The sequence below is a fragment of the Actinomadura latina NBRC 106108 genome, assembly GCF_001552195.1.
In the GTDB taxonomy this organism is placed as follows: Bacteria; Actinomycetota; Actinomycetes; order Streptosporangiales; family Streptosporangiaceae; genus Spirillospora; species Spirillospora latina.
This window is the reverse complement of the sequence record NZ_BCQS01000008.1, coordinates 35,629-60,802: the sequence shown is the minus strand read 5'-3', so window position 1 is coordinate 60,802 and position 25,174 is coordinate 35,629. Positions and strand designations below refer to the sequence as shown.

General features: G+C 71.5%; 19 protein-coding genes. 6 read left to right on the top strand and 13 right to left on the bottom strand.

What is annotated here, in order from left to right; genetic code table 11:
* Positions 1–45 precede the first annotated feature (45 nt).
* From AL2_RS13965 to AL2_RS13955, 3 genes are all read right to left on the bottom strand, one after another.
* Positions 46–2,802, bottom strand: coding sequence for an AAA family ATPase (locus AL2_RS13965; protein WP_245666651.1), 2,757 nt, complete (start codon positions 2,800–2,802; stop codon positions 46–48).
* Positions 2,803–3,176: 374 nt separating this feature from the next.
* A complete protein-coding gene (locus tag AL2_RS13960; RefSeq protein WP_067633895.1) occupies positions 3,177–3,989 on the bottom strand; it encodes an aldo/keto reductase in 813 nt (270 codons plus the stop codon).
* A 201-nt stretch (positions 3,990–4,190) separates the two neighbouring features.
* Positions 4,191–4,721: a MarR family winged helix-turn-helix transcriptional regulator gene (locus AL2_RS13955; RefSeq protein ID WP_245666649.1), complete on the bottom strand. Its 531-nt coding sequence runs from the start codon at positions 4,719–4,721 to the stop codon at positions 4,191–4,193.
* A gap of 19 nt (positions 4,722–4,740) precedes the next feature.
* Between AL2_RS13955 and AL2_RS13950 the strand changes: the two genes are divergently transcribed.
* Together AL2_RS13950 and AL2_RS13945 are read left to right on the top strand one after the other, a co-directional pair.
* On the top strand, positions 4,741–5,364 hold the full coding sequence (locus AL2_RS13950) for a mycothiol-dependent nitroreductase Rv2466c family protein (protein WP_067633891.1): 624 nt from the start codon (positions 4,741–4,743) through the stop codon (positions 5,362–5,364).
* Positions 5,345–5,815 carry a hypothetical protein gene (locus tag AL2_RS13945; RefSeq protein WP_157438146.1) on the top strand — a complete coding sequence of 157 codons (471 nt, stop codon included), beginning with the start codon at positions 5,345–5,347 and terminating at the stop codon, positions 5,813–5,815. Before AL2_RS13950 ends, AL2_RS13945 begins: the two co-directional genes overlap by 20 nt.
* On the opposite strand, the gene yjfF is transcribed toward AL2_RS13945, so the two are convergent.
* From yjfF to AL2_RS37405, 5 genes are all read right to left on the bottom strand, one after another.
* Positions 5,812–6,825: a galactofuranose ABC transporter, permease protein YjfF gene (yjfF, locus tag AL2_RS13940; RefSeq protein WP_067633887.1), complete on the bottom strand. Its 1,014-nt coding sequence runs from the start codon at positions 6,823–6,825 to the stop codon at positions 5,812–5,814. The two genes, AL2_RS13945 and yjfF, sit on opposite strands and share 4 nt — an antisense overlap.
* Positions 6,822–7,877 carry an ABC transporter permease gene (locus AL2_RS13935; RefSeq protein ID WP_067633886.1) on the bottom strand — a complete coding sequence of 352 codons (1,056 nt, stop codon included), beginning with the start codon at positions 7,875–7,877 and terminating at the stop codon, positions 6,822–6,824. The genes yjfF and AL2_RS13935 overlap by 4 nt, the downstream gene beginning before the upstream one ends.
* The gene (locus AL2_RS13930; protein WP_067633884.1) at positions 7,874–9,385 is read right to left on the bottom strand and encodes a sugar ABC transporter ATP-binding protein; all 1,512 of its coding nucleotides are present in this window, start codon (positions 9,383–9,385) and stop codon (positions 7,874–7,876) included. The genes AL2_RS13935 and AL2_RS13930 overlap by 4 nt, the downstream gene beginning before the upstream one ends.
* Positions 9,386–9,461: 76 nt before the next feature.
* Positions 9,462–10,439 carry an ABC transporter substrate-binding protein gene (locus AL2_RS13925; RefSeq protein WP_067633882.1) on the bottom strand — a complete coding sequence of 326 codons (978 nt, stop codon included), beginning with the start codon at positions 10,437–10,439 and terminating at the stop codon, positions 9,462–9,464.
* 228 nt (positions 10,440–10,667) lie between these two features.
* The gene (locus AL2_RS37405) at positions 10,668–10,835 is read right to left on the bottom strand and encodes a hypothetical protein (RefSeq protein WP_157438145.1); all 168 of its coding nucleotides are present in this window, start codon (positions 10,833–10,835) and stop codon (positions 10,668–10,670) included.
* 424 nt (positions 10,836–11,259) lie between these two features.
* Here AL2_RS37405 and AL2_RS13920 point away from each other — a divergent pair, with 424 nt between their 5' ends.
* The 3 genes from AL2_RS13920 to AL2_RS13910 all read left to right on the top strand — a co-directional run bounded on the left by AL2_RS13920 (position 11,260) and on the right by AL2_RS13910 (position 17,938).
* A complete protein-coding gene (locus tag AL2_RS13920) occupies positions 11,260–15,258 on the top strand; it encodes a bifunctional glycosyltransferase/CDP-glycerol:glycerophosphate glycerophosphotransferase (protein ID WP_083946493.1) in 3,999 nt (1,332 codons plus the stop codon).
* A gap of 13 nt (positions 15,259–15,271) precedes the next feature.
* Positions 15,272–17,155, top strand: a complete 1,884-nt coding sequence (locus tag AL2_RS13915; RefSeq protein ID WP_168444515.1) for an arabinofuranosyltransferase — start codon at positions 15,272–15,274, stop codon at positions 17,153–17,155.
* 81 nt (positions 17,156–17,236) lie between these two features.
* The gene (locus AL2_RS13910; RefSeq protein ID WP_067633877.1) at positions 17,237–17,938 is read left to right on the top strand and encodes an SRPBCC family protein; all 702 of its coding nucleotides are present in this window, start codon (positions 17,237–17,239) and stop codon (positions 17,936–17,938) included.
* Here the strand turns inward: AL2_RS13910 and AL2_RS13905 are convergent.
* Positions 17,935–19,122 carry an MFS transporter gene (locus tag AL2_RS13905; protein ID WP_067634221.1) on the bottom strand — a complete coding sequence of 396 codons (1,188 nt, stop codon included), beginning with the start codon at positions 19,120–19,122 and terminating at the stop codon, positions 17,935–17,937. The genes AL2_RS13910 and AL2_RS13905 overlap by 4 nt on opposite strands.
* A gap of 65 nt (positions 19,123–19,187) precedes the next feature.
* The gene (locus AL2_RS13900; RefSeq protein WP_245666645.1) at positions 19,188–20,702 is read right to left on the bottom strand and encodes an NAD(P)-binding domain-containing protein; all 1,515 of its coding nucleotides are present in this window, start codon (positions 20,700–20,702) and stop codon (positions 19,188–19,190) included.
* A gap of 170 nt (positions 20,703–20,872) precedes the next feature.
* Between AL2_RS13900 and AL2_RS13895 the strand changes: the two genes are divergently transcribed.
* Positions 20,873–21,226 (top strand): ArsR/SmtB family transcription factor, encoded by a 354-nt coding sequence (locus tag AL2_RS13895; RefSeq protein ID WP_245666643.1) that lies wholly within the window; start codon positions 20,873–20,875, stop codon positions 21,224–21,226.
* A 50-nt stretch (positions 21,227–21,276) separates the two neighbouring features.
* On the opposite strand, the gene AL2_RS13890 is transcribed toward AL2_RS13895, so the two are convergent.
* From AL2_RS13890 to AL2_RS13880, 3 genes are all read right to left on the bottom strand, one after another.
* Entirely contained in the window at positions 21,277–22,062 is a 786-nt protein-coding gene (locus AL2_RS13890) for a class I SAM-dependent methyltransferase (protein WP_067633867.1), read from the bottom strand.
* Positions 22,063–22,213: 151 nt separating this feature from the next.
* Positions 22,214–23,776, bottom strand: a complete 1,563-nt coding sequence (locus AL2_RS13885) for an FAD-binding oxidoreductase (RefSeq protein ID WP_067633866.1) — start codon at positions 23,774–23,776, stop codon at positions 22,214–22,216.
* Between the two features lie 227 nt (positions 23,777–24,003).
* Positions 24,004–25,164 carry a sulfotransferase family protein gene (locus AL2_RS13880; RefSeq protein ID WP_067633864.1) on the bottom strand — a complete coding sequence of 387 codons (1,161 nt, stop codon included), beginning with the start codon at positions 25,162–25,164 and terminating at the stop codon, positions 24,004–24,006.
* Positions 25,165–25,174 lie beyond the last annotated feature (10 nt).

Sequence of the window (25,174 nt, the reverse complement as noted above, 5' to 3'; positions counted from 1 at the left end):
TCACTGAGCCGGTGACGGGAGGTCACGCCGCGCTTCGGGGGTGACTCAGGGTCCGCTGCTGGGGTCCAGGTCGGCGAGCGCGGTCCTCAGCTCGGCGCGTCCCTTGATGCCGAGCTTCATGAAGACCTTGCGCAGGTGATACTCGGCGGTGCGGGCGCTGATGAACAGGCGCGCGCCGATGTCCCGGTTCGTGAGCCCTTCGCGCGCGAGGCGCGCCACGTTGAGCTCCTGGTCGGTGAGCGCCGCCGCCGTTCCGGGCGCGCGGACGCGCGGGGCCTCCCCGGCCGCGCTCAGCTCGCGTGCGGCGCGCTCGGCGAAGCCGTTCAGCCCGCAGCGCGACAGCACCTCGTGCGCGGTCCGGAGCCGCTCGCGCGCGTCGGCGGGCCGGCGTGCGCGGCGCAGCGCCTCCCCGTACAGCAGGTTGCAGCGCCCGACCATGATCGGGATGCGCTCGTCCGCGAAGCGCTGGATGGCCTCCAGGTACAGGGGCTCGGCCTCGTCGCCGGCGCGCAGCTGCCCCTCCGCCATGGCCAGCACGGCGAGCGCCCAGTTCGTCCCCACCGGCCGGGTGACGCCGGCCAGCCGCTCGAACGCCTGCTCGGCGAGGGCGTGGTCGCCGGTGTGGACGGCCGCCTCCACGAGTTCGAGCAGGGTGCGCATCGCGTGGTTCAGCTCGTGCGTGTAGGGCAGTTCCCGGCGGCCGGACGCCAGCGACTCGGCGAAGCGCCCCAGGCCGTTGTAGAGGATGGCCTCCGCGAAGTTCACCGCGCTGAGTCCGTAGCCCTCGCCGCGCGTCCGGGCGTCGGCGCGGATCCGCGCCGCCCAGCGCTCCGTCTCCTCCGCCCGCCCCCGGTACGCCGCGAGGAAGAGCCGCCCGTACTGCGGCAGCGGGTGGCCGGTGACGTCCTTGATGGCGTCGATCTCGTCGCAGGACGCCTCGGCGGCGTCCAGGTCGCCGTCGACGGTCTGCGCGAGCATCTGCAGGCTCAGCGCGATCGGCAGCACCGTCACGAGGCCCTCGGCGCGGGCCAGCTCGACCTGCCGGTCGGCGAGCGCACGGAGCGCGCGGGCGTCCCAGAGGTCCTGCGCGGCGCGGGAGGCGAACCACATCCAGTGCACTTCGAGCGCGTCCGGGGCCTGGTCGAGGAACGCGCGCTGCGCCCGGCGCAGGGTCTCGATCGCGGCCTCCTGCCCGTGCGCGGCGAGCAGCGCCTGGCCGCGCAGGATCAGGTCCCGCGCACGGTCGGACTCCCCGGCGGCGGTCGCGTCCAGGATCGCCTTCGAGACGGCGGCGACCTGCTCGGCGTCACCGAGCCGGCCGCCGTAGACCGCGGCCGACAGCGCCTCGATGTAGGTGTCGCGGGCGAGCACCGGGTCGAGTGCTTCGAGGCGCTGCGCGGCGGCGAGCAGGCGCCGCGGCCCGGCGGCGTCGCGCCGCAGCGCGTATCCGGCGCGGGCGCGCAGCCGGCCGACGAGCGCCTCCTGCAGCGTGGTGAGGGGATGGTCGCGGACGGTGTCGAGCAGCCGCAGAGCCGCCGCGGGCGCGCCTGCGTCGTGCTTGGCCTCACTGGCCGCGATCAGCCGCTGGACGCGCCGGACCGGGTCGGGCGTCAGCTCCGCGGCCCGCTCCAGGAACGCCCCGGCGGCCGCCGCGCCGCCCCGGGTCCGGGCGCGCGCGGCGGACCGTTCGAGGTCGGCGGCGACGTCCTCGTCCGGGAGCAGCGTCGCGCCGGCCCGATGCCAGGCCCGCCGGTCCGGGTCGTGGTCGGCGGCGGTGGCGTCCGCGAGCGCGGCGTGGACGCGCCGCCGGTCCTCCGGCGGCGCCGCCCGGTAGACCGCCGACCGGACGAGCGGATGGCGGAAGCCGACGCGGGTGCCGACGACGAGCGCGTCGGCGGCCTCGGCGGCGTCGAAGTCCGCCGGGCCCAGTCCGAGGGCGGCGCTCGCCCGCCACAGCAGCCCGGGATCGCCGGTCGGCTCCGCGGCGGCCAGCAGCAGCAGGAGGCGCGCCGGCGCGGGCAGCGGCTCCAGCTGCGCGATCAGGCTCTGCTCGATGCGGCTCTCCAGCGGCGCCGAACCGGTGAGGGTGAACCCGCCGGCGATCTCGGCGGGGCTCAGCGCACGGGGCAGCTCCCGGAGCGCGAGCGGGTTGCCGCGCGCCTCCGCGATCAGCTGGTCGCGCACCCGCCGGTCCAGGCCGCCGGGGGCCGAGAGGCGCAGCAGCTCGCGCGCATCATGGTCGCCCAGGCCCTCGACGTCCAGCCGGGGCAGCCCGGCGAACACCTCGCCGACCGTGCGCATGCCGAGCACGATGGCGACCCCCTCGATGTCGAGGCGCCGGGCGGCGAACGCGACGGCGCGCGCCGACGCCTCGTCCAGCCACTGCGCGTCGTCGACGACGCAGAGCAGCGCCCGGTCGCCGGCGGCCTCGGTGAGCAGCCCGAGCAGCGCCAGCCCGACGAGGAACGGGCTGGGCGCGGACGCCTCGCGCAGGCCGAACGCGGCCTCGATCGCCTCGCGCTGCGGGACGGACAGGTTCCCGGCCGCGCCCATCAGGTGCCCGCACAGCTGGTGGAGGCCCGCGTAGGCCAGCTCCATCTCGGACTCGAACGCGACGATGCGCTCGACCCGGACGCCGGCCGCGGCGCGCGCCGCCATGTCGTCCAGGAGCGCGGTCTTGCCGACGCCGGCCTCGCCGGAGACGATCAGCGCGCCGCTGCGGCCCGCGCGGGCGCGGGCGACCAGCGCGGCCAGCTCCGCCACCTCGCGGCGCCGTCCCCGCAGCGGCGCGCTCTCTGTCACGGTGCCACCTTCGCTGGGATCCGCGGACGCCCGGTGTCCTTGCCGCCGAATCTTAGCCGGGGCGTGCCCGCCCGCCCATCCCGGCGCGGCGGGCCACCGCTTCCGGTGCGGCGAGCAGCAGCCGCTTCGTTAGGTGGACGCGCGGGTGCCGCGGCCGGGCTCAGGCATCCCGGGATAGTCACCGTGCACGACCGCGTGACCAGTGCCGACGGCCGCCCCTGGATCGTCATAAAAAGCCTGCGCACCGAGCTCGCCTCGCTCGGGGCGAGCCCGGGTGATTCGACCGAGCTCACGAGGAATCACAAGGGCGCAGTGGAGGTCGACTCGATCCTCTGCAAGGACACCTTCACGAGACGGAGCGGCGCGTTTACCAGTTACCAGCGGTCGGCCACCTGGGGGGCGATGAGGTCGTCGTAGACCTCGGTGATCGCCTCTAGCGCTTCGCTCGTCAGGGGCGGCCGGGTGGCCGCGGTCGCGTTGGTCCGAGCCTGGTCGGGGGTGCGGGCGCCGGGGATCACCACGCTCACGCCGGGCTGGTCGATGATCCAGCGGAGGGCGAACTGGGCCATGGTGGATCCGGTGGGCACCAGCGGCGCCAGGCGTTGAACGGCTTCCAGGCCGGTCGCCGGCAGGACCTCCTGCAGCGGGCCGAGGCGGAACATGTTCAGGATGATCTGGACGGTGGCGACCTCGGGGCGCGCGATAGCCGTCAAGGCCTCGGCGCGGGTCTCCACACTGACCCCGTACGCCGCGATGCGGCCCTCCTCGACCAATGTGTCGAGGGCGTCGAAGACGGCGTCGGTGGAGTAGACGGGCGTGGGCGGGCAGTGCAGCTGGACGAGGTCCAGCCGGTCCACGCCGAGGTTCTTTCTGGAGCGGTCGGTCCACTCGCGGAAGGCGTCCAGCGTGTAGTTCTCCGGACGCTGCGGCACCCTGCGTCCCATCTTGGTGGCGACGGTGATGCCCGCGCCCCCCGCCTTGAGGAACCTGCCGATGAGCTGCTCGCTGCGTCCGTCGCCGTAGACGTCGGCCGTGTCGATGAACGTCACGCCCGCGTCGGCCGCAGCGGACAGGACCCGCAGGGCCTGGTCCTCCTCGACCTCGCCCCAGTCGGCTCCGAGCTGCCAGGCGCCGAGCCCCACGACCCCGACTCGCCGGCCGGTCCGCCCGAGCACGCGCATCTCCATCTCGATTCCCTTCGCCTCGCCATCGTGCACGCCCAGTTCAGCAGGCTCTGGATTGTGCTGTCCAATGGTGCACGGCTCCATGAGCCGGCCTTCCCGAGGTCGACGGGCCGTGGCGCCGGCCCGCTGCTCAGCCTGAGCCCCCGCTTTCGGAGACTCTGGCGCCCCTTGCCGGCCTCGGGGCCGGACGCTGCCCGGGAGCGGTCAGGGCGTGAGCGTCGCCGAGAGTCGGTGAAGGAGGGCCGCCAGTTGCTCTTGTTCTTGTGCGCTGAGGCCGGAGAGCAGGCGGCGTTGGTTGTCCAGGTGGGCGGCCATCAACTCGTCGGTCAGGGCGATGCCTTCGGCGGTGAGGGTGATGAGGCGGCCGCGCGAGTCGTTCTCAGCGACGGTCCTGGCGACCAGGCCGCGGGCTTCGAGCCGGTCGACGCGCTTGGTGATCGCGCCCGTGGTGACCAGGACGGTCCGGCTCAGCTCTCCCGCGGACAGGGTGTAGGGCGCGCCGCAGCGGCGCAGTGCCGCGAGGACGTCGAAGTCGCCGTTGCCCAGGTCCGCAGCGGCGAAGAGCGGGCGGAGGCGCTGGTCGACCTCGTCGGTGAGGCGGAAGAGCCGGCCGATGACCTGCATCGGCCGCGTGTCCAGGTCGGGGCGCTCGCGGTTCCACTGGGCGACGATCGCGTCGGTGGCGTCAGGGGCTTCGGTGGCGTCGGGGTGCATGGCGTTGATTGTATCTTCCATGGAAGTTATATTAGCTTCCATGGAAGATAATCTTGCTTCGCCGCCCGCCGTGCAGGTCGTGTGCTACTTCGACGCCAGTTGCCCCTTCGCCTGGATCACCTCCCGGTGGCTGCTCGAAGTCGAGCGGCTGCGGCCGATCGACCTGAGTTTCCGGATCATGAGCCTGTCGGTGCTCAACGAGCACCGCGAGATCGAGCCCTGGTACCGCGAGTTCAACGACCGGGCCTGGGGCCCGGCCCGCGTGGTCACCGCCGCGGAGGTCGGCCACGGCACCGCCGTCCTGCGCAACCTGTACACCGCGCTCGGAACGCGCATCCACACGCAGGGCAACAAGGACTGCGACGCGGTCATCGCCGAGGCCCTCGACGAGCTGGGGTTGCCCGCGTCGCTGGCCGAGGCCGCCTCCAGCGACGAGTTCGACACGGCTCTGCGCGCCAGGCACCAGACCGCGCAGGACGCCATGGGCGAGGAGGGCGGCACGCCCCTCATCACCCTGGACGGGTCGACGTTCTTCGGGCCCGTGCTGAGCGCCATCCCGAGAGGTGAGCGGGCCGTCCGGCTGTTCGAGGGCGTCCGGACCCTCGCCGGGACGGAGTCGTTCGCCGAGATGAAGCGGGCCCGGGGTGCACTCGACTTCAGCTGATCCGAACGACTCCGCCGACGCCTCCAGCCCCAAGCTCGACGTGCTGCGCGGTCTCGTCCCCGATCCGGCCGCGCCGCGCCGGATCAGGCTGCGGTACCTGTTGTCGCCGCTGCGGATCATCGGGCGGGAGCACGCCGAGGGCGTCGAGTTCGGACGCAACGCGCTCACCGCGGACGGCGCCGGCGGCGAGCCGACCGGCCACACGGAGACCGTGGACGCCGGGCTGGTGCTGTCCGCGATCGGCTACCGGGGCCTGCCCGTCCCGGACCTGCCGTTCGACGACGCGACCGGCACCGTGCCGAACGAGCGCGGCCGCGTCGTCGACCCGCGGACCCGCCACGGCGTCCTCTCAGGTGGAGGCGTCGAACAGGACAGTGAGCACGTCGGAGACGGCGGCGTCGAAAACACACACGCCGCAGGTCAACGATGTGGGGGCTCGGTCGTGCGCTAGGTGGACGCGCGGGTGCGGCGGCGGGCGGCTATGAGGCGCTGGAGGGCGATGAAGCCGAACAGGAGGACGCCGATGGCGATGCGCGTCCACCAGGAGCTCAGGGTGCCCTCGAAGCTGAGGATGGTCTTGATGACGCCGAGCACGAGGACGCCTAGGACGCTGCCGATGAGGTAGCCGGAGCCGCCCGTGAGGACGGTCCCGCCGATGACGACGGCGGCGATGGCGTCGAGTTCCATGCCGATGGCGTGCGTGGGGTCGCCCGACAGCGTGTAGAGCGCGAACAGGACGCCGCCGAGCGCGGAGCAGAAGCCGCTGATCGCGTAGACCTGGATCTTGGTGCGGCCGGCGGGCAGGCCCATGAGCAGCGCGGACTGCTCGTTGCCGCCGACGGCGTAGACGTTCCGCCCGGTGCGCGTCCACTGCAGGACGAAGGCGGCGATGACGAACACCACCAGCGCCGTGACGGCCCCGTAGGAGAGGTGCGCGCCGCCCGGCAGGTGGAGGGAGTTCAGGGCGAGGGCGTCGAAGAAGGAGTTGTCGATCGAGATCTGGTTCTCGCTGAGCGTCAGGCACAGGCCGCGGGCCAGGAACATCCCGGCGAGCGTCGCGATGAACGGCTGCACCTCGAACACGTGGATCATGTAGCCCATGGCGGCGCCGAACAGCGTCCCGACGGCCAGCACCAGGAGGATGACGACCGGAGCCGGCAGGTGCAGTTTCATGGTGCCGATCGCGCACAGCATCCCCGACAGCGCGACGACGGAGCCGACGGAGAGGTCGATGCCGCCGGTCAGGATGACGAACGTCATGCCGACCGCGACGACGATGAGGAAGCCGTTGTCGATGAACAGGTCCAGGAAGACCTGGGTCGTGCCGAAGTTGGGGTAGCGGATCGCCCCGGCGGCGAAGGCGGCCAGGAACAGGCCGAGCGTCACCAGGACGGGCACGTGCCGGCGGCGCGGCGCGAGCGGGCGGCCGCGGGCGATCGCGTTGGAAAGGACGGCGCTCATGCCGTGACCTCCTGCCTCGGAGTGGTGGGCGCAGGTTCCGCGGTCCTCCTGCGGCGGCGCCGGACGACCTTGGCGCGGAAGGCGGGCGACTGGAGCAGGCAGACGATCGTCACGACGACCGCCTCGAAGACGAGCGTGGTGCGCGGCGGGATGCCCGCGGTGTAGATGGTGGTGTCGAGCGTCTGGATGATGAGGGCGCCCACGACCGTCCCGGCGAGGGAGAACCGCCCGCCGGTGAGGGCGGTGCCGCCGAGGACGACGGCGAGGATCGCGTCCAGCTCGATCCAGAGGCCCGCGTGGTTGCCGTCCGCCGACAGCGTGTTGGAGCTGATCATCAGCCCGGCGATCCCGGCGCACAGCCCGCAGAAGACGTACGCCAGGACGATCAGCCCGGCGGACCGGATGCCGACCAGCCGGGACGCCTCCGCGTTGCCGCCGACCGACTCCAGCAGCATGCCGAGCGCGGTCCGGCGGGTCAGCACGACGGTGACCGCGAGCGCGATCGCCACCAGGATGATCGCGAACGGCAGTCCGAGCCAGTAGCCGCCGCCGATCAGCTTGTAGTCCGTGTTGTGGATGGTGATGATCTGCCCGCCGGTGATGAGCTGCGCGACGCCGCGCCCCGCCACCATGAGGATGAGCGTGGCGATGATCGGCTGGATGCCGAGCCGCGTGACCAGCAGCCCGTTCCAGAGCCCCAGCAGGAGCGACGCGGCGACGGCGACGCCGATCGAGACGACCAGCCCCTGCCCCCTGCTGATCAGGTAGCAGGCCAGCGCGCCGGAGATGGCGACGGTCGCCCCGACGGACAGGTCGATGCCGCCGGTGGCGATGACCATCGTCATTCCGAGGGCGACCAGGATGAGCGGCGCGCCGAACAGCAGGATGTCGATGAGGCTGCCGTAGAGGTGGCCCTGCCGGATGTGGATCGCCAGGAAGCCGTGCGTGAAGATCACGTTGCCGAGCAGCATGACGACCAGCACGGTCACCGGCCAGAACAGCGTGCTCTTGGTGAACGCGGTGAGCCGGGAGAGGACTGCGGCGCGGTTCATTTCTCCGCGTCTCCGTTCGCGATGGTCTGCAGGATGCGTTCGGGTGTCAGGGACCCGTCGTTGCGGAGTTCGGCGACGAGCCGGCGGTCGCGCAGCACCTCGACCTTGTGGGAGATGCGCAGCACCTCCTCGAGCTCGGCGGAGATGAACACCACGCCCATGCCGTCGCGGGCCAGCGAGACCACGAGCTTCTGGATCTCGGTCTTGGCGCCGATGTCGATGCCGCGCGTCGGCTCGTCCAGGATGAGCAGTTTCGGACGGGTGATGAGCCAGCGGGCGAGCAGCACCTTCTGCTGGTTGCCGCCCGACAGGTTCTTGACCGGTGTGTCCGGGTTCGGCGGCTGGATGCGCAGCGCCTTGATGTACTCGTCGACGAGTTCGTCCCGCCTCCGCTGGGTCAGCGGGCGGAGCCAGCCGCGGGCGGCCTGCAGCGCGAGGACGATGTTCTCCTCGACGGTCAGGTCCATGACGAGGCCGTCGCCCTTGCGGTCCTCGGGGCAGAACGCGACGCCCCGGTCGATCGCGGCGCGCGGCGTCCTGATCGAGACGGGGCCGGCGTCCGTCCGGATGCGGCCGGAGTCGGCGTGGTCCGCGCCGAAGATCAGCCGGGCGAGTTCGGAGCGGCCCGAGCCGAGGAGGCCCGCGAACCCGACGACCTCGCCCGAGCGCAGGTCCAGGTCGACGGGGTCGATCGCGCCGGTCCGCCCGACGCCTTCGAGCGCGAGCAGCCGCTCCCCCTCGGGGACGTCGAGCGAGGCCTCCTCGAGCTCCTCCAGGGAGGCCAGCTCCTGCCCGGTCATCTTCGCGACCAGCTCGAACCGGCTCAGCCCGCCGATCGGGTACTCGCCCACGAGGCGGCCGTTGCGCAGCACCGTCACCCGGTCGCAGACCTCGTAGATCTGCTCCAGGAAGTGCGAGACGAACAGGATGGCCACGCCGTCGTCCTTGAGGCGGCGCATGACGTCGAACAGCCGGCCGACCTCGCCGCGGTCGAGGCTGGACGTCGGCTCGTCCAGGATCAGCACCTTCGCGTTCAGGTCCACCGCCCGGACGATCGCGACGAGCTGCTGGACGGCCAGCGAGTACGAGCCGAGCTGCGCGGTGACGTCGAGGTCGAGATCGAGGCGGGCCAGCAGCTCGGCCGCCCGGCGGTTGATCGCGGCCCAGTCGATCCGGCCGAGCCGGCGCGGCTGCCGGCCGATGAAGATGTTCTCGGCGACCGACAGGTTCGCGCAGAGGTTGACCTCCTGGTAGACGGTGCTGATGCCGAGCCGCTGGGCGTGCAGCGGGCCGTGGATGACGGTGCCGCGGCCGTCGATCACGACGGTCCCGGCGTCGGCCTCGTAGACACCGGTCAGGACCTTGATCAGGGTGGACTTGCCGGCGCCGTTCTCGCCCATCAGGGCGTGCACCTCGCCGGGGAACAGCCGGAACGCCACGTCGTCGAGGGCCTGGACCCCCGGGAACCCCTTGGAGATGCCGTCCATCTCCAGGACGGGAACGGTCATCGCCGCCTCCTCCGCTTTCGTGCTCGTGCCCGCCGGGGCCGCGCGGGCGGCCGCGGCCCCGGCGGAACCCGGTGGGTCAGTACTTGCGGCTGGGCAGGGCCTCCTTGGCCTTGGCCTGGTCGAAGGCCGTCTCCACGGTGACGATGCGCTTCGGGACGTCCTGGCCGGCCTTGACCTTCTTCGCGGTGTCCATCAGCTGGCCGCCCAGCAGCGGGTTGCACTCCACGATGTAGTTGAACTTGCCGTCCGCCAGCGCCTGCATGCCGTCGTGGACGGCGTCGACGGTCACGATCTTGATGTCCTTGCCGGGGGTGAGGCCGGCCTCCTGGATCGCCTGCATGGCGCCCAGCCCCATGTCGTCGTTGTGGGCGAACAGCACGTCGACGTCCTTGTGGGCCTTGAGCAGCGCCTGCATGACCTCCTTGCCCTTCGCGCGGGTGAAGTCGCCGGACTGCGAGGCGATCACCTTGAGGTTGGGGTTGGCGGCGATGGCCTGCTCGAAGCCCTTCTTCCGGTCGATCGCGGGCGCGGCGCCGACCGTGCCCTCAAGCTGGATGATGTTGACGGGCTCCTTGGCGTCCTTGTACTCGTTGACGAGCCAGTCGCCGGCCTTCTTGCCCTCGGTCACGAAGTCCGAGCCGAGGAAGGTGACGTAGAGGGACGAGTCGGAGTCGACGGCGCGGTCGGTGAGGACGACCGGGATGTCCGCGGCCTTGGCCTCCTTGAGGACGGCGTCCCAGCCGGTCACGACCACGGGAGAGAAGGCGATGACGTCCACCTTCTGCTTGATGAAGGACCGGATCGCGGCGATCTGGTTCTCCTGCTTCTGCTGGGCGTCGGAGAACTTCAGGTCGACGCCCGCGGTCTTCGCGGACTCCTGGATGTCCTTGGTGTTGGCGGTCCGCCAGCCCGATTCCGCGCCGACCTGCGAGAAGCCGAGGACGAGCTTGCCGGATCCGGAGCCGCTGCCGCTGCCACCGGAGTCGCCGCAGGCGCTGAGGGCCGTCAGCGCCAGCGAGGCGCTCGCGACGGCGACGATGAGCCGCTTGAACATGGGGGTTCTTCCTTCTTCCTCGGGGATGCTCGGCGAAGGGCGTCTGGAGGTGTCTCTGGGAACGGCCGGTGGACGAGCCGGGAGCGCGCCCGCCGGTGGATCTCCGCCGCGGAGCGCACTCGGCGTTCGGGCATCGGAGTCTCCACAGGTCAGACGGTCAGCGGTCGGGTTGTGTTAGCGGTAACATTCCTAACCGGGAACCCCTTCCTGGCAGGGCCTTCGAGGGGTTCAGACGCGGGCGATGCGCTCGGGCTCGCCGGCGCGGACGCCGGGTCGGCCTGAACGACCCGCCACCAGGACCGGGAAAGCCGGGACCGGCTCCCCTGCCGCGTCGCCGACGTTCTCCGTGAGCAGCCGCCGGCGTCCCGCCGCGCGGCCGTGCCGTGTCTCGTCCACTTCGCCCGCCTTCGTCCGTGTGGCGCGTGTCACGAATGTTTGCGCTAACTCAAGCCTGTGTCAATCCCCCCGGCAGCACCGCGGGCCCCGCCTCACCCCTTGACGCCTCCACCTGGTACCGCTAACAGGCCCAACGCCCCGGTCGGCGTGGGCACTGTGGCGCGCGGCCCCGAAGACGGGCCCCGAACGAAGGCCCCGGACGGGGCATCGGAAGCGCGGCATCGGGCAGGTCTTCGACATGGCGTGCCGGGTATGCCCGTGGATTCGCGGCGTTTGCCGTGCGATCGGCTACGGGCGGGTTTGGAGGCGATAAGTGGCGTTAGAGATGCGATTCGGAACGTGAACGAATGCGGGGATCATCCACGTCAGAATTTGACCGGGCACAGGCTTAACGTGGGTTGGCCACGGAGGTGTTGGAGTCGGGATGCGGCCCCGGATCAGCTCATCGAGACCCGGCTCGTGTGATCGACAGGGCCCGAGTAAGCGTCTTACACGGGGGACGGTAAACCGCGACGGGGTACGGGAGGCATGGTTCATGACATCCGAGCCGGAACCGCGTGTAGGCGTTGTAGTGCCCATTTACAACGTCGAACCGTATCTTGGCGAATGCTTGGAATCGATCGCCCGGCAGTCAATCCGCGAATTGGACGTCGTCCTGGTCGACGACGGATCGACCGACGCCAGCGGGAAGATCGCCCAGGACTTCGCCCGCACGGACCACCGGTTCCGGGTGATCAGCCGGCCCAACGGCGGGCTCGGGCACGCCCGCAACGTAGGGGCGGCGAACGTGCGCGGACGCTTCCTGACGTTCGTCGACAGCGACGACGTGCTGCCGGGCCACGCGCTGGAGCTTCTGGTGGGAACGCTGGAGCGGACGGGCTCGGACATCGCCTCGGGCAACGTTCAGCTGCTGACCGAGGAGGGCCTCGTCCAGTCGCCGATGCACCGCCGTCCGATGGGGGCGACGCGGCTGCGGACGCACGTCACCCGCGACCACCTGCTGATGTACGACCGGCTGGTGCCGAACAAGGTGTTCCGCCGCCGGTTCTGGGACGAGCAGGCGTTCCGTTTCCCCGAGGGCGTGCTGTACGAGGACATCCCGGTGACCCTGCCGGCGCACTTCCTCGCCTCGGCGGTCGATGTCATCAGCGAGCCCGTCTACTACTGGCGGCAGCGCATCGGCGGCGCACTGTCGATCACCCAGCGGCGAACCGAGATCGGAGCGGTCACCGACCGTTTCGCGGCCGTGGAAACGGTCAGCCGCTTCCTGGGTTCGCGGCCGGAGCCGGAGGTGCGCGCGTGCAAGCGTGAATACGACGAGGTGGCACTGCGCAGCGACCTGCGCATCTTCCTGAATGTGCTCGGCGAGGCCGACGACGAGTTCCGCGCCAGGTTCGTGCGGCTGGCGCACGGCTTTCTCGAGCAGGCCGACCGCAGGGCGATGAACGATCTACCGGCGATGATGCGCCTGAAATGGCACCTGGTCGGCCGCGGATTGATGCCGGAGTTGCTGGAGGTGCTGGACTACGAACGGCGGGGACTGCGCGTCCCGGTCACCCGGCGGCTGTGGCGCCATTACGCGCGGTACCCGTTCTGGGGTGACCGCCGCCTGCGGATTCCGCGCCAGGTGTTCCGGCTCGGTGAGGAACTCGCGGCCCGCGCCCAACTGCACGAGGCGGAGTGGCGGGACGGCGGGCTGCACATCACCGGGCACGCCTTCATCGCCAACATCGGGACGCGCTTCCCCTGGTCGTCCGTCAAGGTCGTCGGCGTCCGGGAGACGGACAGCGGCGCGACCAGGGTGATCCCGGCGTGGACGCGGCGCTGCCCGGACGCCGACGACGTCTCCCGCGACCCGCATCGCAGCCACGTGTGGTCCGGGTTCTCCGCCACGATCGACCCGAGGCGGTTGCGGCGCGGCGGCCGGTACGCCGACGGGACCTGGCTGGTCGCCGCCGGCGTGTACGACCGGGGAGTGCTGCGGCGGGGCGCGCTGGCGGCGCCGGCGTCCGGCAGCGGCGCGCACGCCGCCTGGCACTATGTCGCCGAGGACGTGCGCGTGATCCCGCTGATCACGCGCGGCGGCACGCTGCGGCTCCGGGTCGAGACCGTGCGGGCCCGCGTCACCGGCCATCGGACGGCCGGGGACGCCATGGAGATCCGTGGAACGATCCTCGGCGGTGTGCCGGACGGCGCCGCGATCGCGGTGCGGAGGCGCGCCGGGACGGTGCTGAACCGCTACCCGGTCGCGTCCGACGGCGGTGACGGCGGCTTCCGTGTGCGGATTCCGCTTCGCGAGCTGATCGATGACATGCCCGTCCACGATGTGCCCGTCCACGATGGGGGGTCCGATCGTCTCCCCGGCGCCGCGTCCGACGACGAGACCGGCTGGCGGCTCGACCTGAGCCTGCCGAACCACCCCGAGGACGACGACGCCCGCGCGACGGCGAACGATCCGGCAGCGGCGGTGATCGCCAAAGCGGCGGCGAACGTCCGCCCAACGCCGGACCGCCCTGCGGCGGCGGGCCTGCCCGCCGAGGCGAACGGCGCGGAGGCTCCCGATGCCGCCGCTGCCGCGGACCGTCCGGCGGCGGACGGCCTCGCGATGCCGGATGATTTCGCCGCCGCCGAGGCCCCGGGCGCGGCCGGCGATCCCGCGCCGGCCGATGAGCCCGCGGCCGTGGACGAGCCGGCGGCCGACGCCTCCGCCGCCGACACATCCGCCGCCGACGAGCTGGTCCGGATCGTCCTCGACCACGACATCGCCGAGGGCCTCTACACCTACGCCGGGAAGGAGTTCGTCGTCTACCGCTCCCGCCACGGCTACGCGGGCCTGAAGGCCCGCACTCCCCGGCCCCTGCTCACGGAAGCGGCCTGGACTGGGGACGGAACGCTCGTGCTGACCGGCGACCGGCCGTCCGGCTCACCGGATCCGGCGGAACTGGTGCTGCGCAGCCATGAGCGCAACGAGGAGCACGCGTTCCCGATGTCCGGCGCGGACGGCGGCCGGTTCCGCGCCGAACTCCCGCTGAGCCGCCTGCGCTCGCTCGGCGGCGTGCTGCCGCTGGCGTCCGGCAGATGGGACATCCGCGTCCGGCGGCCGGCGAGCGCGGCGGAACCGGCCGGGCCTAGTCTCGCAGTCCCCCTGGACCACGCGGCGCTGGACCGGCTGCCCGTCGAGACGGCGATGCACGGCCGCCGCTACGTCTTCCGGGAGCAGGGGTACGACGCGCCGGTGGTGGAGGTCCATTCCGACCTGCGGGCGGACGAGCGCGGCGCCTACCGCCAGGCGCGGACCCGCGTCCGGCACTACCGCGCGCCGCGCCGCCTGCGCCCGCTGCGTCCGGCGGTGCTGTACGACAGCTACTCGGGCAAGCAGTTCTCCGACAGCCCGCGCGCCGTCCACGAGGAGCTCGTCCGGCGGGACGCCGACGTGGAGCACCTGTGGGTGGTCCGGGACGCGCAGGTGGAGTTGCCGGAGACGGCGCGTCCGGTGCGGTTGTGGGGGGCCGAGTGGTACGAGGCGATGGCGCGCAGCCAGTACATCGTCACGAACGCGCACCTGCCCGAGTGGTTCGTGCGCCGCCCCGGCCAGGTGGTCGTCCAGACGTGGCACGGCACCCCGCTCAAGCGCATCGGGTTCGACATCGAGGACGTGCAGTTCGCCAACGCCCGCTACCTGGAGAAGGTGGCCAAGGAGACGCCGAGCTGGAGTTATCTGGTCTCGCCCAACGCCTTCAGCACGCCGATCCTGCGCCGGGCGTTCCGCTATGAGGGCGAGCTCATCGAGACCGGATATCCACGCAACGACGTGCTCGCCTCCCCCGACCGGCACCTGCTGGCCGAACGGGTGCGCGAGCGGCTCGGTCTGCCGCCGGGCAAGCGCGCCGTCCTGTACGCGCCGACCTGGCGGGACGACAGCTACTACGGCCCCGGCAAGTACCGCCTGGACATGCGCCTGGACCTGGAGCGGGCGGCGGCCGAGCTCGGTGACGACCATGTGCTGCTGGTCCGGCGGCACCCGAACGTGGTGGACACCGTCCCGGAGGTCGGAGGCGGGTTCGTCCGGGACGTGTCGGCCTATCCCGACATCGCCGAACTGTTCCTGGTCTCCGACGTCCTCATGACCGACTACTCGTCCCTCATGTTCGACTATGCGAACACCGGCCGTCCCATGCTGTTCTTCACCTACGACCTGGAGCACTACCGGGACGAGCTGCGCGGCTTCTACTTCGACTTCGAGCATGAGGCGCCCGGCCCGCTGCTGGGGTCGTCCGACGAGGTGATCGAGGCGCTCCGCTCGATCGACGACGTCGGACGCGCCTACGCCGCCCCCTACGACAGATTCACCGGGCGCTTCTGCGAACTGGACGACGGCAAGGCCGCGAGCCGGGTCGTCGACCGCATCCTGCGGTCCCGCTGACATGCCGTCCGGCATGACGCGACCCGACGATCCGGCGGCCGGCGGACGGCGGACGGCCGGCTGCCTGCGGATGGCGCGGCGTCCCGCCGTCCCGGCCCTGCTGACCTGGCTGATCGCGACCCCGGTGGCGATGCTGCTGCCCGCGCCGGCCGGCCGGAGCCCGTTCAGCCCGCAGGGCGCGGTGCTCCCGATCGGCGTCGGCGGCCTGCTGCTGGCCGCCGGACTGGCGGTCGCGGCGGCCCGCCCCCGCCGATGGCGCAGCCCGTCCCGCACCGACGCGCTGGCCGGCGTGGCCGCCGGACTCCTGGCCGCGTGGGTGGCGCTCGCCCTGCGCAACTCCCTGCACGGCACGCCTTTCGGGTTCGCGGGACTGCTCGGGGACGAGGGCCGGATGAGCGCGATGGCCACCCGCTACAGCGACACCGCCTTCCCCTCCGACGGCATCGTCGCCGGAGTCCCCACCGAGTACCCGCCGCTGTTCCCCTGGGTGGTCGGCCGCGCCTCGGCACTACTGGACGTCCATGCCTGGCAGGTGCTCGGTGACGCGCAGACCCTCACGATCTCCGGTGCCGTGCTGCTGACGTTCCTGCTGTGGACGCGGCTGGTGCCCGCACCCGCCGCGCTCGCCATCGCCGCCGCCGCGCTGGTCTCCTTCGCCGACCCGCGCAAGGCGCACGAGGTCGTCGCGCTGGCGGTGTTCATCCCGTGGGTCCCGGCGACGTTCGGCCGCCCGCCGCGCGGCCGGCTGCACTGGCTGCCGGCCGGGGTCCTCGGCGGCCTCGTCATCGCCACCTACCTGGGGTTCGTGCTGTGGGGCGCCGCGGGCATCCTCGCGCTGGCCTGGCTGACCTGGCGGGCGGCCGGCGACCGCCGCCGCTACCTGGCACACCTGGCGAAGGTGGCCGTGGTGGCGGCCGTCACCGCTGCCTGGTACCTGGTGCCCTACGGCTGGACGCTGCTGCGCGACGGCGGCCAGATGGTCTCCGACGAGTTCCCCGCACCCGCCATCACCAGCGGCCTGTTCCCGTTCCTGGACGCGACCCCGCTCGGCCTGCTGCAGGCCATCGGGCTGGCCGGCCTCCTCTGGTACCGCCGCGCCGCCTGGTGGGCCACACCGCTGCTCTGCCTGGTCGCCGGCGCCTACCTGTACCGCGCCCTCGCCACCGCCCGCTACCTCGTCAACGGCCACACCGGCCTCTTCTACCACACCGCCCGCATGGTCACGGTGCTGCTCGCCATCGCCGGCGTCCTCACCGTCGCCCACGCCGCGCCCGGCCTGGTCCGCCGGCTCGCCACCCGCGACACCATCCCGAACGGCCTCACCGCCACCGCCGTCACCGTGCTGATCGGCTGGTGCGGGTTCACCTACTGGCACGAGTGGACGCCCCCCACCACCGACCCCGCCACCGCTACCGGCACCCGCCGCTACGCCGTCCTCGCCCACACCGAGCCACGCCCCGACGGCACGCTCCCCCGCTACGCACCGGCCCGGCCCACCACCCGCTGGTTCCCGGTCGGCCCGATCCAGAAGGCCGTGACCGACGTCCTAGGACGGGACGCCGCACCTCGCACCCTCTCCTACGACGAACGGCTCTTCGCCTACCTGCCCTGGCCCGGCTACATCGCCGCCGACCGCACCGCCGCGTCCAGCACCACCCACTGGGACGACCGCCGCGCCGCCCTGGCCGCCCTGGCCGCCGTCCCCGACCCCGATGCCTTCGCCCGAGCCGCCGCCCACACCCGATTCGGCCCCATAGACCTGTTCATCCTTCGCGCAGACGCGACCGCGTGGACATGGAACAACATCCACTTCCGTCCCGCCCAGTTCACCTCCGCCCACTTCACCGTTCGCTCGCTCCCCAACGACACCGTGCTGGCCATCCGCCGCGTCCCGTGAGCAAAGGTACGGACCTTCGCCCCTGGTCTGCGGCGGCCGTCCTTCCGACGCTGGAGGCAGCCGCAGAACATGGGAGGAGCCATGAAGACCACACGCCTGCTGCGCCGGGCCGCGCTGCCGATGCTGGCCGCCGGGACGTACGCGCTGATCCGCCCCCGCATGCTGCGCTGGGGCGCGACACCGGAGGAGGCCGCCGCCGCGTACCCGGGCGACGAGCTGATCGAGTTCGCCACCGCGCAGTCGACGATGGCGACGACCCTTCCCGCACCGCCGGAGGAGGTCTGGCAATGGCTGGTGCAGATGGGGCATGAGCGGGGCGGCTGGTACAGCTGGGATCTGCTCGACAACCTGGGCCATTCGAGCGCGGACCGCATCGTCCCCGAATGGCAGGACGTAGGGGTCGGCGACCGGCTGCGCACGACGCCCGGCGGCGGGTCCTTCTTCGTCGTGGCGATGCTCGACCCGGCGCGGACGCTCGTGCTGCGCGCCGACCTGGAGATCCCTTCCGGCAAGCCGTTCGACCCGCGCGGCCCGATGCCCAAGGCGTACTCCGACGGCATCTGGGCCTTCCACCTGCGCCCGCTGGAGGACGGCCGGACGCGCCTGATCGTCCGCACGCGCGGGCGCGGCAAGCCGGCCTTCCTGGACCGCGCCGCGGGACGGCTGTTCGGCGAGCCCGCGCACTTCATCATGCAAATCCGGCAGTTCACCAACCTCCGCCACCGCACAGCCCACCCCGTCCCGGAGGCCACGCCGTCACCGGCCGCCGCTCCGGCGCCCTAGGGACGGCCGAGCCAGAACGGATTCTTGGGAGTGGTGCCGGGGGCGAGAGCTGCGGCGAGGACGGCGCAGCCGGTCAGGAGGAGGAAGAGCTTCGGGTAGCCGCCGAGGCTGGTGGCCAGCGCGGCCCCCGCCCACGGCGCCAGGGCGGTGGCCGTCGTGACGGGCGCGGCGAGGATGCCGGACAGGGAGCCGTAGGCGGCGGTGCCCCACCGGTCGGTGACGGCGGTGGCCTGCAGGAGGGTGGCGATGCCGCGCGGGGCGCCGGCGAGGACCGCGATGGCGGTGAGCAGCGCGACCGGTCCGGGCAGGACGGCCAGGCCCGCGGTGGTGGCCGCGACGAGGGAGAAAATCCAGACCGTCCGGACGCGGACGGTGGTGCTGCGGGCGAGGGCGCCGTAGCCGAGGCGTCCGGCGACCTGGCCGATTCCGCCGAGGCCCAGTGCCCACGCGGCGGTGGTGGTGTCGGCGCCGCGCGAGGTCAGCAGCGGAATGAGGTTGGTCATGACCGCGAACATCGCGAAGGCCGACAGCGTGAAGGCCAGAGCGAGCAGGAGGAACGGCCGGCTTCGGACGATCCGGTTCACCCGGTGCGGGTCGCCGCCGCCTCGCGTCCGGCCGTGGGCGGGTGGCCAGGGACGGCGCAGCGCGAAACCGTGCAGCGGAATGGTCACGGCGGCGAGGACCACCGCGAGCACGAGGTAGACGCCCCGCCAGCTCAGGTAGTGCGTCAACGCGTCGGTGAGGGGCGCGAAGACGGTGCTGGCCAGCCCGGCGACGAGGGTGAGGGTGGTCAGCGCCCGGACGTGGCGGGGCGCGTAGTAGCGGGTGAGGGCGGCGAAGGCGGGCTGGTAGAGGACGGCGGTCATCGCGACCCCGGCCAGCAGCCAGGCGGCGATGAAGCAGAGGAGGTTCGGGGCCACCGCGATCAGGACCAGCGCGAAGGCCGCGACCGCCGAGCCGGTGGTCATGAGGACGCGGGGACCGTGCCGGTCCAGGACGCGCCCGGCGGGAATGCCGCCGATCGCGGCCACCACCAGGGCGGCCGAGAAGGCGGCGGTGGCGGTCGCGATCGACCAGCCGGTGTCGGCGGCGATGGCGGGCGCCAGCACCGGGAAGGCGTAGTAGAGCACCCCCCAGCTGGTGATCTCGGTGACGCAGAGCGCGAGCAGCGGGACCGGTGACATGCGCGCCGCCCCGGTCCGGGCGGCGGAACGCGCCGCGGGGACCGGGGCGGGCATGTCACGACCCATCAAACGCCGGCGTGTTCGGCGTCGCCGGAGTGGCCGTGCACGTGTCCGGTGGCGAAGCCGACGCCGGCCGCCGGCGCACCGAACCCGATGGACACCGGCTCCGACTCCGGCTCCGGCGCCGCTCCGCCGCCGCAGCAGCCGCCCGCCTCGGCGCCGTCCTCGCCGACCGGATCGGTCGAGCAGACACCGGTCTCGGGCAGGTCGAGCTGGACGGTGTCGGCGGCCTCGCGGTCCCCGGCCAGCGCGGCGACGATCGAGCGGACCTGCTCGTAGCCGGTGGCCATCAGGAACGTGGGTGCGCGGCCGTAGCTCTTGGCGCCGGCGAGATAGAACCCGGTCTCGGGGTGGGCGAGGTCGCGTTCGCCGTGCGGCGGGACGGTCCCGCAGGAGTGGAAGTTGGGGTCGATCAGCGGGGCCAGCTTCGCCGGCGCCTCGGTGGCCGGGTCGAGATCGAGCCGGACTTCGCGCAGCATCGCCAGGTCGGGCCGGAATCCGGTGGCGCCCACGACCGTGTCGACCGTGAGCGTCCTGTCCCCGTCCGGGGTCGTGCCGTGCACCTGGACGACGTCGCCGGTGACGGTGAGACGGCCGATGCTGAAGCTGCGCACCAGGTCGACGGCACCCGCCTCGACGGCCTGCTTCAGCCGGGAGCCGAGCGCGCCGCGCGCGGGCAGGCCATCCGCGTCGCCGCCGCCGTAGAGGCGGGCGACCGAGGCGCCGCGCACGGCCCAGGTGATGCGGGTGCCGGGGTCCTCGGTCGCGAGTTCGGCCAGGGCGAGCAGCGTGTTGGCGGCGGAGTGCCCCATGCCGACGACGAGTGCGTGCCTGCCGGCGAAACGCTCGCGGTCGCGGCCGAGGACGTCCGGCAGCGGCCCGGCCAGGTGGGCGGCGGCCTGGTCCTCGCCGGGGGCGGGCAGCCCGGAGTGGCCGAGCGGGTTGGTGTCGCCCCACGTCCCGGAGGAGTCGATGACGGCGCGGGCCCGCAGGTCGGTGATCGTCCCGTCCGGCTCCTGGACGCGGACGAGCAGCGGGTGCTCGTCGCGGCCGATGGTGCGGGTCGTGTCCACGCCGTCGCGGGTCACGGCGAGCACGCGGGTGGACGTGCGGACGCGTCCGGCGAGCTGGGGCGTCCGGGCGAGCGGGACGAGGTAGTCGCGGACGAGTTCGGCGCCCGTGGGCAGGACGTCGGCGGGCGGAGCCGTCCAGCCGGTGGGTTCGAGCAGGCGGCGGGCGGCGGCGTCGGTGTCGTACCGCCAAGGCGAGAACAGCCGGACATGTCCCCATTCGGAGATCGCCGCGCCGACGGTGTCGCCGGCCTCCAGGACGAGGAAGTCCATCCCGCGCTCGGCGAGGTGCGCGGCGGCCGCCAGCCCGACCGGCCCGGCCCCGATGACCACGACGGGATGCTGCGGAGCATCGTCGGCGAGGCATCCGCAGCCGGCGTCGGTCTTGGCCTGCACGACGGTCTGCTCCGGGTTCACGGACTGCTCGCCGTCGGTGCAGCACGCGCTCACGCCGCAACAGCTGCCCTCTGCGGCGGCCTGTGGGGCGGGCTCCTGGGGCTCTCTGCTCTCTGCCATGGTGGTTCCTCCTGGACCAGCCTGCTGCTTAGATGACTATCTAAGCAAGGGCCAGGTTGCCTCATCGCTTCGATAGATGTCAAATTAGATGTATGTCTAAATTCTTGCGACTTGACGACGTCACTGATCAAGCGTGCTGCGCGCCGCTGAGCGGTCCGCTGCTCGGCGAGGTGGAGGCGGCCGACTTGGCGAAGGTGTTCAAGGCGCTGGCCGACCCCGTGCGGCTGCGGCTGCTGAACATGATCGCCTCGGTCGAGGGCGGCGAGGCGTGCGTGTGCGACCTGACCGGGCCCTTCGAACTGAGCGCGCCGACCATCTCCCACCACCTGAAGGTGCTGCGCCAGGCGGGGTTGATCGAGGGCGAGCGCCGCGGAACATGGGTGTACTACAAGGTGATCCCGGAGGCGGTGACACGCCTGTCCGGCTTGTTCACCATCCCCGTGCTCACCCCGTCCTGATCAGTGCGGGCGCGGATCGCGAGTGGTCAGGTCTCGGCGTGGGCGGGCGGTCAGGTCTCGGCGTGGGTGACGCGGATCTTGGACTGACCGTGCGGGAGCTGTTCCCAGTCGTCCATGAAGCGGGCGGCGAAGCCGTGGCGTTCGGCGAGCCTGGTCAGCGTCTCGGTGCGGTAGTAGAAGTCCTCGCGGAGGACATGGTGCTCGGCGCCTTCGGTGCGGTCGAAGGTGAAGTCGAAGAAGCCGCCGGGCGCGAGGACGCGGCCGACGTGCGCGAGGCATTCGTCGATGACCTGGAGGGGCGAATGGCTGAACACGCTGTGCGCGTGCACGACGGTGAAGTGCCGGGACGGCAGGAACCGGAGTTTCAGGTCGTTGACGAGGGACAGGTGCGGAAGCTTGTCCTGCAGGTCCTGGTGGACGAGGGTGTGCTGCGCGGCGAGCAGGATGTCGGGCGAGATGTCGATGCCGTAGTAGTTGCCGGTGTCCAGGTAGTCGATGAACCGCCAGCCGGCGCGCAGATTGCCGCAGCCGATCTCCAGGACGCGGTCGTCGGGCTTGAGCCCGTGCTGGAGCAGGTAGTCGAACTGCATCTGGCCGAGTTTCAGCCAGCGCTCGCGGGTGGGGCTGCCGACGGCGGCCTCCGGGCTCTTGGCCGCGTCCGACTTCATCACGGCCCGGTAGTAGGCCACATGGCTCCGGTGGGCGGCGCGGAGTTTCAGGTCGCGGGCGACCCTGGAAACATATGCCTTGATTTTGTCCGGGTTTTGAGTTGCATAGCGGATTTTGTACGTCAGGCTCGCGCGGTTCCTCTGCACGCGTGACGGCGGCTTCGTCATTGAGTTCATCCCCGTGGACGGTTCGGCAGGTGCGGTGACTGCCTACCCCGGCCACCGGGCGCCCTACCCCTGGACTGGACGGTCTTGCCTCGGTTTCTCGTCCGGTGGGCGGGCGTCCGGGGGTAGGGGTGGTGGTCCGTGGCGGCTTCCGCTACGGCTGAATGGATTGGCTGTTGCGGAAGATGTTCAGCGGGTCCCAGCGGCGCTTCACCTTCTGGAGAGTGGGATAGGCGTCCTTGTAGTAGAGGACCGGGGATTTCTGGTCCGACTTGTTCCAGGTCGCGTCGTCCAGGTCGACGTCCGGATAATTGATGTAGCAGCCGTCGGTAAGCGCGTCCTTCGCATTCGGAGCACCCACCTTGGGGACGCCGCCGGTCGCGGCGAACGTCGCCTGGTATGTCTTGCGGATCCACTCCAGGTACGTCGATTCCTGGGTGTCGCCCTTCGTCCAGTAGACCTGGTACTGCATCTTCATGATGGAGTCGCGCTGCCGTGCCGCCGTGTCATAGGGCGGTTTGTTGATGGCGCCGCCGTAGGAGTCGATCTGGATGAGGGATTGCTTGTTGGTGTAGTCGCGGTATGGCCCGTCCTTGCTGAGGTACGTCCACATCGCGTCTATCTGCATGGCGTCGAACGGCTTGCGCATGTAGGCGGACTTGTACTTTCCGCACTGGTCCTCGCCGCTGCTGTCCATGACCTGGGTGGCCGTCAGCCAGGGCATGTCCCGCGGGATCTTCATGTGCCCGAGCGTCGGACGCTCCCCCATCGAAGTCCGCATCGCCGTCACTTCGGCGCGGATCCCGCTGTTGATCCTCTTGAGGAATTCGTCCATGGCCGCGCGCCCGCCCGCGTCGTCTATGTCGACCTGCGCCGCGAGCCCGATCTGGCCGTTGCAGTGGTGGTTGAGAGCGAGCAGGGCGAACAGTTTCCCGGCCGGTGTGGACGGGTCCTGATGATCGCGGAAGTACGTGCCGAAGGAGTTGATCAGGTAGGTGAAATCGCTCTTGGTGAAGTCTTCCCAGTTCCAGGCGATGCCCGCCAGGCGCACCATGCTGGGCGGCTCGGGAAGGCCCTTGAACCAGAACTTGGTGATGAGCCCGAAGTTTCCGCCACCGCCGCCGGTGTGCGCCCACCACAGCTCCCGGCGGTCGGCGTTCCAGTCGTCGCGGCGCGCCACGACGAGTTCGACGGTTCGGTCCTCCTTCACCACCGCCACTTCGACCGCGTAGAGGTAGTCGACGGTGAGCCCGAACTGCCGTGACAGCAGGCCGTATCCGCCGCCCGTGATGTGCCCTCCGAGGCCCACGGAATAGCAGGAGCCGCCCGGCAGGGCTCGCCCGCTGATCGGGTAGAGGTGACTGTAGGCGTGCCAGTTGCCTGCGCCGGCCTCCACGCAGTAGGCGTCCATGTGCGGGTCGAAGTACGTGTCGCACATCGGGGAGACGTCAAATATCACCCGCACGTCGTCCCCGCAGACGAAGTTCTCGTAGCAGTGCCCGCCGGATCGGACGGTGATGCGGGTGCGTTCGGTGTTCTTCGGCTTCTGCCGCACCGCCTCCTCCAGCGCGTCCCTCGCCTCTTCGGACGACCGCAGCATCCGGACGTATTCGGGTTTGGCGCTGGTCCACCGCTGGTTGAACCCGCGGCTGAGCGACGGATACCGCTTGTCGCCCGGTTGCACGATCGGCGACGGCTGGGGGGAGCTGCTGGTCATCGAAGCACCACCTTCTGGAAGACCCTGAGGGCCGGCGGCGGCCGGACGGCTCACCCCGCTCCGGGCGGCGGTGTACGTCCGGGCCGACTGCTGACTACTCTCAGCTTCCCGACGCCTACGCTCCGGAAACGCGGGGTAAGGAGCATGTGTCGGCGGACTGACCGCGCCGAAAGCGGCAATCACCGAGTGTGCGCTGAGGCTCCTACCGGTGCTGCGATGGCGTCGTCTCAGGTCGGCAGGGTGGCCGTGTAATCGGCGAAGCGCTCGTCGACCTCTTCCGGGGTGAGGCCGAAGTCTTCGAGCGAGTAGCGGTGAGCCGGCTTGGCCGCTCCGCTGGTGCTCTCGTTGTGGAGTTGCGTCATCGCGGTTCGGGCTTCGCCGGTGAACGGCAGGCCGAAGCGCGTGTAGACGGCTTCTACGGTCCCGATCGGGTCGCGGACGAAGTCGTCGTAGTGGACGTCCACGAACTGGTCGGGATTGCGGCGTGCGCGCTCGGCGCGGAACTGGTCGAGGCCCCGGCTCCACAGTTCGAGCTGGTCGCGGCCGATCGTCGGGCCGGCGAACACGTCCGACCATCCGGCGGTGGCGTGCGCGGCGAGGCTGCACATGGACGCCATGGCGGTGCGGGGCGTCCGGTGGGTCTGGATGATGAGGGCGTCTGGATAGACGTCGAGCAGCGCATCCAAGGCGAAGAGGTGACTGGGGTTCTTCAGCACCCAGCGCCGCCCGATGTCGTTCAGGCCGAGGAGTTGCAGGTTGCGGCGGTGCCTTCGGTAGGCGGGCGTCCAGTCCTGTTCGGTGAGCCAGGACGAGTAGGTCGGCAGGTGAGCCAGGCATTCGAAGGAAATCGAGAGCATGCTCTGCCGTAGGAGCTGCCAGCATTCCTCGACGGAGTCCGCCGAGATGTAGTGGACGCCCATGAACTCGGGGTTCTCGATGTGGTGGCGCCGGTATCCGGCGTCGATCGCCTGGAAAACGGGGTTGTCCGCCCAGGTCTCGCGGGGCGGGCGCGGCTGCGGTACTTCGGCGAGCCAGAGGTCGAGGCCCTGGTGGGCGGGATCGGCGGTGAGAAGTCTGTGCAGGGCGGTCGTACCGGTTCGCGGCAGGCCGGTGACGAAAATGGGGCGCTCGATGGGAACGTCCGCGTGTCCGGGGTGCTGCTTCCACGCCGCTTCGGAGAATTGGCGGGCGGCCAGGGCACCACGCAGTATCGCTCGCTGCGCCTTGTTCCCGAACGGGGTGAGGCCGGCGTCCTTCGTGAGGGACTCCAGGAGAACCTTCAGCCCGTCCAGGTATTCGTCGCCACCGAAATCGTCCATGCCGGTGACCTTGCGGGCGGACGCGTGGAGATCCTCGACCGTCCCGACACTGTCGCGACCTGCGCTCATCGGTACGCCC

Bases quoted from the DNA above. Each gene is read 5' to 3' on its own strand.
- AL2_RS13920 (WP_083946493.1), top strand. From the start codon at position 11,260: ATGCGGCCCCGGATCAGCTCATCGAGACCCGGCTCGTGTGATCGACAG.
- yjfF (WP_067633887.1), bottom strand. From the start codon at position 6,825: ATGAGCGCCGTCCTTTCCAACGCGATCGCCCGCGGCCGCCCGCTCGCG.
- AL2_RS13880 (WP_067633864.1), bottom strand. From the start codon at position 25,164: ATGAGCGCAGGTCGCGACAGTGTCGGGACGGTCGAGGATCTCCACGCG.
- AL2_RS13955 (WP_245666649.1), bottom strand. From the start codon at position 4,721: ATGGAAGATACAATCAACGCCATGCACCCCGACGCCACCGAAGCCCCT.
- AL2_RS13905 (WP_067634221.1), bottom strand. From the start codon at position 19,122: ATGTCACCGGTCCCGCTGCTCGCGCTCTGCGTCACCGAGATCACCAGC.
- AL2_RS13915 (WP_168444515.1), top strand. From the start codon at position 15,272: ATGACGCGACCCGACGATCCGGCGGCCGGCGGACGGCGGACGGCCGGC.
- AL2_RS13930 (WP_067633884.1), bottom strand. From the start codon at position 9,385: ATGACCGTTCCCGTCCTGGAGATGGACGGCATCTCCAAGGGGTTCCCG.
- AL2_RS13960 (WP_067633895.1), bottom strand. From the start codon at position 3,989: ATGGAGATGCGCGTGCTCGGGCGGACCGGCCGGCGAGTCGGGGTCGTG.
- AL2_RS13950 (WP_067633891.1), top strand. From the start codon at position 4,741: ATGGAAGATAATCTTGCTTCGCCGCCCGCCGTGCAGGTCGTGTGCTAC.
- AL2_RS13925 (WP_067633882.1), bottom strand. From the start codon at position 10,439: ATGTTCAAGCGGCTCATCGTCGCCGTCGCGAGCGCCTCGCTGGCGCTG.
- AL2_RS13910 (WP_067633877.1), top strand. From the start codon at position 17,237: ATGAAGACCACACGCCTGCTGCGCCGGGCCGCGCTGCCGATGCTGGCC.
- AL2_RS13885 (WP_067633866.1), bottom strand. From the start codon at position 23,776: ATGACCAGCAGCTCCCCCCAGCCGTCGCCGATCGTGCAACCGGGCGAC.
- AL2_RS13890 (WP_067633867.1), bottom strand. From the start codon at position 22,062: ATGACGAAGCCGCCGTCACGCGTGCAGAGGAACCGCGCGAGCCTGACG.
- AL2_RS13935 (WP_067633886.1), bottom strand. From the start codon at position 7,877: ATGAACCGCGCCGCAGTCCTCTCCCGGCTCACCGCGTTCACCAAGAGC.